This is a genomic window from Oscillatoria sp. HE19RPO (assembly GCF_024220515.1).
Taxonomy (GTDB): Bacteria; Cyanobacteriota; Cyanobacteriia; order Cyanobacteriales; family Laspinemataceae; genus Laspinema.
In genome coordinates this window covers 1-8128 of record NZ_JAMXOT010000107.1, presented here as the reverse complement: position 1 = coordinate 8128, position 8128 = coordinate 1, and the positions used below count along the sequence as shown (strand labels likewise).

The window sequence follows — 8128 nt, the reverse complement described above, 5'->3', positions numbered from 1 at the left end:
AATCACCAAGGACCAATCACCAAGGACCACCCACCAAGGACCAATCACCAAGGACCAATCACCAAGGACCAATCACCAAGGACCAATCACCAAGGACCAATCACCAAAGGGAAACGCTGTTTGATAAGATACTGAAACCCTGCACTTTGCAGTCGGCCAGAGAAGAGAACCTTAGAATTAACAGAGATCTATGAAAGTTGGCGATCGCGTCCGGATCACAAAGTCGGTTATCGTTTACCACAGTCCCGAACATCGCAATGAGCCCTATGATGTCAAGGGTCACGAAGGCGAAGTTATAGGAATTGTTACGGAATGGCAGGGGAGACCCGTGAGTGCTAACCTGCCAGTCTACGTTCAATTTGACAAAAAATTTAAAGCCCACTTCCGCGAAGATGAGATAGAAGCCATTGAATAACTGCTCAACTGACTCGGTGTGAACTTCGCTGACTGATTAGCAATTAGCGGTCTTGCTAATTGCTAATTGAAAACATCCCCGGTTATTTTCGCCGGGTAAACCAGCCGAGAATATTAATATCACCCCGCATTTTTTGAACCTCTTTCCTGTGACGTTCTGCGGTTTGATAGTACCAGTGGCAATACCCGTCAAAGGCTTGACGATATTCTAGTTCATGATAAAATTGCCGAGTAACTTGTGCCGATTCTAAATTTTCAGCCACATCTTGGGGAATAGGCGCACTTTGGGGAAACTCGTTAGGAAGCATCATAATTATTTTTACCTAAATCTTTTTGTTATCGCCCCAGGGTTACCGGGTCGGTTTTCAATTCCGGGGACTAGAAACCGAGTTTCGGTTCTAATTGGCTAAAAAAAATGCCTGAATTTTATAAAACAATCCACTTTCTCAAAGCAATCCCGATCCTCTAGGGGATGGGTACTTCATGGGTTAGAAACCGGGTTTCTCTCCAAAATTTTGGCAATTCGTAACTGACTTTGGGGGAGAAACCCGGTTTCTTGTCCCTGGAATCTACAATTGTACCGATACCCTAGGACAACTGCCCTGATTCTAACATCTGCCTTTCCGGAAGAGCATGGGGGCAAATGTCGGAAACTCCTAACAATTGCAACCCTTACAACCAACCTCTGAGGCGATAGATGATTGTGCCAAGATATTCTTTGAGAGATTGGGTGGTTTGTTGGAGGCGATAGGCATCTGGGAGAATATTCAGGGTGACGGATTGCCAAGATTCAGAGAGTTCGTCGAGTTCCTGTTGGGAGACGAGAAAATCCGTGGGTGCAGGAATGGCATCGATGCCTTGACGTTGGAAGATCCGCAGCGATCGGGGCATATGGGTGGCGGAGGTGACGAGTAAGACGCGCTTTTCAATATTTCGTGCTTCTAGGAGTTTGCGGACTTCCACGGCATTCTGATAAGTATTCAGGGAATTGGGTTCCTGGAGAATCGCTGAGTTAGGGACTCCCATTGCCCTGACAATTTGGGCCATGTCTTCTGCTTCTGGAGGGCCGCCACCTTTCCATTCAATGCGACCCCCGGAGAGAATGACGATAGGTGCTTTGCCTTGGTTGTAGAGTTCGGCCCCATACAGGACGCGATCGCCCGCTTCACTGACATCCACCCAGGGACGGGGGTAAATTGCCGGTTTGGTACCGCCGCCTAAGACAACAATTGCCGCTGCATTCGGGAGTTCCCCAGAGGGTAAATGCTGCCATTCCAGGGATTGCGCGATGCCGTTGGCAACCCATCCATTACTGCTCAGGAGTAAGATTACCAATGCCGAGGCGATCGCCGCCGATGCCCATTTGGGTCGTTTCCATAGGGTTACTAATGCCACCAACATCAATAAGCAACTGAGTCCGAGGGGGTAAATGAAGATGGGAAGCAGCTTGGAAAGAAATAAAAACATTCTAGTCAAACCAACAGGTCAAGCGGGAACTCTTAGAATAGGGTAGCATCGACTGCCTCTACCATTCTGAGTCAGGGAGTGCGACTGAACCCCTTTTGCGGTTCTCAGGCGACTGTCCTGAATCGAGGCAGGGGTTCTTCGGCATCAAAACTAATGGAGAGGCGATCGGCAAGCTGTCTTTTGGTTCTGCTATACCCGGGTTAATCTCTAAAAGCGCCTTGCCGGTAAGTCTACCGGGGGAGGTCCCGCAGCGATCGCCTGCCTTGATCGGATCGATTCATGACCCCAGGTAGGTCCATATCAATCGACCTCATCCCTAGAGTAATGGTTCATCTATTTCCCTTTATTTTTATTCTTCGTTCAAAAAAAGATGAAGTTACAAACAAAATTGGTTTCCAGTTTTTTGGGGTTAACCGCCGTTGTTTCTCTCCTGGGCATTAATCATGTCAGCTTTAATCAGAAAATCAATAGAAAACTTGAGAATATTTCTACTCTAAAAGTCCCCAAAATTGTGGCTTTAGAGGAAATTAAAGTTACTTCTTTGCGGATGATCACTGAAGTCACCTCCTACGCGCTATTCCAATCAGAACTAGAGGGGTTGGGTGAAAACCCGACCACTGCCCCACCTAGTTTCGTAGAAGGAGAGCCCGGGGAATATCAAGAAGCCTTTGAAACCCTACAAATATGGCTGGTTCAATTAGACCAGGTAACCCCCAACAGTGGAGAAGAGCGAGAGTTCCTAGAAGAAGTGACGCAACTCACGCAAGAAATTGACCAAGTTGCTCAAAAAATTATTAAATTAAAATCTCAAGACGCCAATGCTTCTTCAATTTTTAGATTATATCAAGAACTAGAAGAATTAGAATATGTTTTTGTTGAAAAACTCAGGGGTAAAACTTCTCAGTCTATTTATGAACTGCAGCAAGAAAAGAAAACAATTATCAGTCAGACCCGTCAAGCTAATTTTGTCAATTTAATTTTAATTATTTTAAGCGCGCTTCTAGCCATTAGCTTGGGACTCCTCCTCGCCGAGAATATTGCTAAACCGATTATTAAACTCAAAAATGCGGCCATCGCCATTGGACAAGGTAAATTAGATGTCCGGGTTCAGATCAACAGTCGGAGCGAAATTGGCATTTTAGCCGATGCCTTTAATAATATGGCAGAGGAACTTACCAAAAAAACGGTGTCCAAGCATTATGTTGATAATATTTTTAAATCTCTCCTTGATGCTTTAATTGTCTTAAACCCTGATGGCACAATTCGGGACTTTAATTTTGCCACTTTATTTTTGCTTGGCTATGAAGACGATACCGAATTGTTAGGGAGGTCTATTAGCACCCTTTTAAAAGACCAAATTACCTATGACGAATTGGCGACACAAGCCGGAATCGCCAATAGCTTAATCGGTCGTCGGGAAGTGGAGTTTTTGAGCAAAGATGGGCAGACTATCCCGGTTTATTTTTCCGCCTCGGTGATGCGAGAAGAAGGGGGCTCTATTCAGGCAGTCGTCTGTTTAGCTCAGGATATTCGAGAACGAAAACGTGCCGAAGCGGCTCTGAAAGAAAGTGAACATCGTTATCATACCTTAGCATCGATTTCCCCGGTGGGCATCTTCCGGATGAATCAAAAAGGTCAGTTTTTGTACTTGAATGACCGCTTATCTCAAATTACCGGACTCACGGAAAACCAAGCGAAAACCGGAGATTGGTTTGAGGCAATTCATCCGAGCGATCGCAGTCGGGTGTTCCAGGAATGGAATCAGGCTGTAAAAGAACAATTACCCTTCCAATCTGAGTTTAGGTTTTTACATGAAAATGGCACCGAACGATGGGTTTGGGGCCAAGCAGTCTGCCAAAGCGACAAAGACTGCAACGGGATTGATTATGTAGGAACCATTGCCGATATCACCGAACGCAAGCGCATGGAGGAGGCGCTACAACAAGCTAATGACGAATTAGAAACTCGGGTCCAAAATCGAACCTTCGAGTTAAGGCAAGCCTTAGAACAATTGCAACGGGAATCCCTGGAACGGCAGTTAGTTGCCGAGGCATTACATCAAAGTCAAGAACGGCTCAATGGGATATTACAGTCCATCGATGATGTCGTCTGGTCCGTTTCCGGAACTACCTTAGAAATCCTCTATTTAAGTCCGGCAGTGGAAACAATATATCACAGACCTTCCTCAGTCTTTTTTGAAAACTTTAATCTCTGGCAGGACGTGATTTATCCCAAGGATCGCTCAGTGGTCGATCTATCCTTTAAAACTATCCTGGAAACCGGCAGTACAGATTTGGAATATCGGATTGTGAGACCCTCGGGAGAGGTGCGATGGTTGCGGCAACGCACCCGGTTAGTGCGCGATGCCCAGGGGAACCCCCTGCGGATCGATGGGATCGCCAGCGATATCACCGATCGCAAACAAGCTGAGGCCCAATTACGCAAATCGGAATTACGCTATCGGAAACTCGCCAAACAAGAAGCCTTAATTAACCGACTCACGGACCAAATCCGGAACTCCTTAGAAATTGATACGATTCTGGAAACTGCCGTGAGTGAAATCCGGTCCTTGTTGCAGGTCGATCGCTGTTTGTTTATCTGGTATCGTCCGCAAGGGTTGGGAAACCCCAACGCTTCTCACAATGGGGCAATTCCGACTCTGTCCCCTTGCTGGGAAGTGGTCAAAGAATCGCACACCCCAGACTTAACCAGCCTTTTAGGGTACTATCCCACGGATCCCCAGAGTGGCCTAATGACTCAACTCTTGAATCGGGAAACCATTAAGGTAGATGATGTGAGCCAGACCCAGAATTCCGACTACCAAAACTTACAAGCGGCATGGGGTTATCAAGCCTTTGTGGCGTTACCGATTCAAACCCTGAATGGGGAAATCGGCTTAGTTAGTTGTGGTCACTGTCAGGGTCCTCGGCGATGGACCGAGCGCGAATTGTTACTCCTCAAAGCGATCGCCAATCAAGTCGCGATCGCCATTTCCCAAGCTGAACTCTACACCCGCGCCACCGACTCCGCCCGCCATGCCCGAGAAAAAGCCCAACAACTCCAACAAACCTTACGAGAACTGCAAAAAACCCAAACCCAACTCATCCAAACTGAAAAAATGTCCAGCCTCGGGCAAATGGTCGCCGGAGTCGCCCACGAAATCAATAATCCCGTTAGCTTCATCTATGGCAATATCGAACCCGCTAACGAATACATCCACAACTTACTTCATTTATTAGACTTATATCAAACCCACTATGCAGAACCCGTCCCTGAAATTCAAGAAGTCATCGAAGACATTGACTTAGAATTTATCATTGATGACCTTCCCAAACTGTTATCCTCCATGAAAGTTGGAGCTAACCGCATCCGCGAAATTGTCCTGTCTTTGAGAAACTTCTCCCGCTTAGATGAATCTCAAATGAAATCGGTTAACCTTCATGAAGGCATCGATAGCACTCTCTTAATTTTACAAAATCGCCTCAAAGCTAAACCGGGACGGACGGAAATTAAAATTATTAAAGACTACGATAATTTGCCTCTAGTTGAATGCTATGGCGGCGAACTGAATCAAGTTTTTATGAATCTCATTAGTAATGCGATCGATGCCTTAGAACGACCCCTACAAAAAAACAACTCAAAACAAAATACAGCCCTTGTACCCAGCGTCACCCAGACCGAAGTCGATCCAGCCATAGCCCCCCCAAATTATGCCCCTTACATCCGAATTCAAACCACCCGCCCGGGGAAAAACCAAATTGAAATCAGAATTTCCGACAACGGCACCGGCATGACAGAGCAAGTCAAACAGCGCATCTTTGACCCATTTTTCACCACCAAACCCGTCGGTGCCGGAACCGGATTAGGCTTATCCATCAGCTATCAAATCATTGTTGAAAAACATCGCGGAAAACTCGAATGCTTTTCCATCCCCGGAAAGGGAACGGAATTTTTGATTTCCCTCCCCATTCATCCCGAATAAATGGAGAAAGTTCAGCATTCCATCCCCCGTGAATTCACGCTGCACCCTCTCATTCCGATTCTCCCAAATTGACAGATATCGAGACAAAGGGATGAATGAGCAGGGTTACGCTTGCACGAAAGTAAGAGTTGAATTATGATAATAATAATTGAAAGTAGAGAGATTGAAAATGGATTTAGAGTTTCAAAAACCCAGTCCCAACAGTCCCTACCGCCAGGGAAATATTGCCAAGATTCAGCGAATCATTACCTTGATGATCGCGGTTGGGATGACCCTAGGCTGTACCCAACCCTTGCGATCGGCACAGACAGAAGTCACTTCCACAGCCTCCGTAGTTTCTACCGACTCAGAATTATTCCCAGTTTCAGAAGATATCCCGATTTCCCCCGATTCCATCTCTTCCGTCCCCTCCCCTGACGAAACCCAGGTAGCACAAACCGAAGGCGAAATGATGCGCTTTGAAGCACTCGAAACCGCAATCATTGATGAAAATTTCACCCCCCTCACCAGTTATTGCCGCATGGGACAATGCATCGAGACTTACTACACTTTTACCTACTTGGATCAAGAAATAAACGGTGAGCGACTCTACGAAACTGAAGTCATAACCCATAAAGTCCCAATGGGTGAAACCTTGGGTCGATGGATATTACCAGATGCTCCCACCCAAGTTTTATGTTCAAAACAACGCCCAATGGTGGTGTTTTCCGATGGGAATAACTACAGCATTAACAACCTCAGTCCAGGTACTGAACCCGGTGGTGTGTTCATGGAATCAGATGCCCTATACTGGGCAATTTGTCACGATATTAACATCACAGAATATTCTAACAATCAGTTCAGACGTGACAAGGCTCTGGAGTTAGGGTATAGCCTCGACTTGACCCCCTCCCAAACGAACCAACCTTTCCTTAACTTGATGGATAATTAATCCCGCATCACCAGAACCCTCAAGTTTTGCCCCGAGCCCGCTATTCTTTAATTGCGGCAATTGATAAATTGCCCTGACTGCTCAAATTTAAACTCTCAAATTTGGAGAACTTACAGCCGACTCATTAACCAGAAAGAGTGAGAAAAATGATGACCAAAACATTAAAATATGGAATTACCATTTTTATCGGATTGGTGTTGGGCGCAGTTGCCGGATTAAGTGGGGCAAAAAACCCTTCTTCCAGTCTTCCTTCATCGGATTTGCCCTCTTCTTACCTGGCTCAATCCGTTGAAAGGGGTCTGTTGACGACAACTCAAGGGTCTCAAATTAATATTCGGAGTGGTCCAGGCATAGAATATAATTCTCTGCACTATGGGATAGTCGGCGATCGCGTAGAAATTTTAGACTCACAACGGGAAAATACTTCCGATATTTACAGCCGTCGCTGGCATCGAGTTCGCTTTGTTGAATCTGGCGCAGTCGGTTGGGTCCGAGGGGATTTACTCCTTCAAACCCCCGACTCCGTGAGTAATGCTTGCCATCAAAGTTTGACCGAGGTAAAAAATAACATCAACAACGTCAGAAATGCTTTTTTATACGGAATAATTGTCGAAAATAACTCCTTGTCTCCTGTCCGAGGGAAACCGAATGAACTGGTCCTGGTTGTGGGTGGACCCGGAGAAGATTCGATTCTCTCTTCAAGTGAGTTAATGCAAACTATCAGTGAACAGTTAATTCAGCATTGTGGAACAATAAGTTCGGTCAAAATCGCCTCGAACAACTCCGGATGGCATCACGTTTTTGGCTTGATTAATGATCGGGTTCAACCCTTTGAGTGCGTTGATACTGGACCGGGTAATCAACTGCGCTGGGGCCAATATTATTGTGGGCTTTGAATCTTGCTTAAGTGGACAATTCTATCGCCCATTGTTTCCTATAGCGGTTCCCACAGTTATGAGGTACGTTTTTGGAGTGCGAGCATCTTGCTCGCTATTAAAGGAGTGCGAGCATCTTGCTCACACTCCTTTAAGTGTCTGTACCGCATAAGTCCGTGAACCGCTATAGTTCATCTTGCCCGTCAAACGCTTGACCTCATCGGCCATTTTTTCCGGTTCCCCTGAAAGCGGATTGGCAGCTTTTGTTGCTGCGATCGCTTTCTGAACAAAGTTGGTTAATTCCAGGGTGCGATCGCCTTCTCCCGAGACCCCTCCCTGATACCGCCCATCATCATCCCACTGCGCCGCATTTACTAAGGGAACTCCAAAAAATAAAATCTCCAAAACGTTCGTTGGTAGTGACGGATCAACGGAGTAGCCTTCTCAATGTAGGGGCGC

General features: G+C 46.1%; 7 protein-coding genes. 4 read left to right on the top strand and 3 right to left on the bottom strand.

Going from position 1 to position 8128, the window contains the following annotated elements; translation table 11 throughout:
• Positions 1-190 precede the first annotated feature (190 nt).
• Positions 191-415 carry a ferredoxin-thioredoxin reductase variable chain gene (locus NG833_RS10700; RefSeq protein WP_254565279.1) on the top strand — a complete coding sequence of 75 codons (225 nt, stop codon included), beginning with the start codon at positions 191-193 and terminating at the stop codon, positions 413-415.
• An 82-nt stretch (positions 416-497) separates the two neighbouring features.
• Here the strand turns inward: NG833_RS10700 and NG833_RS10695 are convergent, their stop codons facing one another.
• Both NG833_RS10695 and NG833_RS10690 read right to left on the bottom strand, forming a co-directional pair.
• Positions 498-725 carry a hypothetical protein gene (locus NG833_RS10695; RefSeq protein ID WP_254565278.1) on the bottom strand — a complete coding sequence of 76 codons (228 nt, stop codon included), beginning with the start codon at positions 723-725 and terminating at the stop codon, positions 498-500.
• 361 nt (positions 726-1086) lie between these two features.
• Entirely contained in the window at positions 1087-1881 is a 795-nt protein-coding gene (locus NG833_RS10690; RefSeq protein WP_254565277.1) for a YdcF family protein, read from the bottom strand.
• Between the two features lie 370 nt (positions 1882-2251).
• On the opposite strand from NG833_RS10690, the gene NG833_RS10685 reads away from it, so the two are divergent.
• From NG833_RS10685 to NG833_RS10675, 3 genes are all read left to right on the top strand, one after another.
• The gene (locus NG833_RS10685; RefSeq protein WP_254565276.1) at positions 2252-5863 is read left to right on the top strand and encodes a PAS domain S-box protein; all 3612 of its coding nucleotides are present in this window, start codon (positions 2252-2254) and stop codon (positions 5861-5863) included.
• A 169-nt stretch (positions 5864-6032) separates the two neighbouring features.
• Complete coding sequence (locus tag NG833_RS10680) at positions 6033-6794, top strand: hypothetical protein (protein ID WP_254565275.1); 762 nt, start codon at positions 6033-6035, stop codon at positions 6792-6794.
• Between the two features lie 146 nt (positions 6795-6940).
• Positions 6941-7690: an SH3 domain-containing protein gene (locus NG833_RS10675; RefSeq protein ID WP_254565274.1), complete on the top strand. Its 750-nt coding sequence runs from the start codon at positions 6941-6943 to the stop codon at positions 7688-7690.
• A 120-nt stretch (positions 7691-7810) separates the two neighbouring features.
• Here the strand turns inward: NG833_RS10675 and NG833_RS10670 are convergent, their stop codons facing one another.
• Positions 7811-8074: a hypothetical protein gene (locus tag NG833_RS10670; RefSeq protein WP_254565273.1), complete on the bottom strand. Its 264-nt coding sequence runs from the start codon at positions 8072-8074 to the stop codon at positions 7811-7813.
• Positions 8075-8128 lie beyond the last annotated feature (54 nt).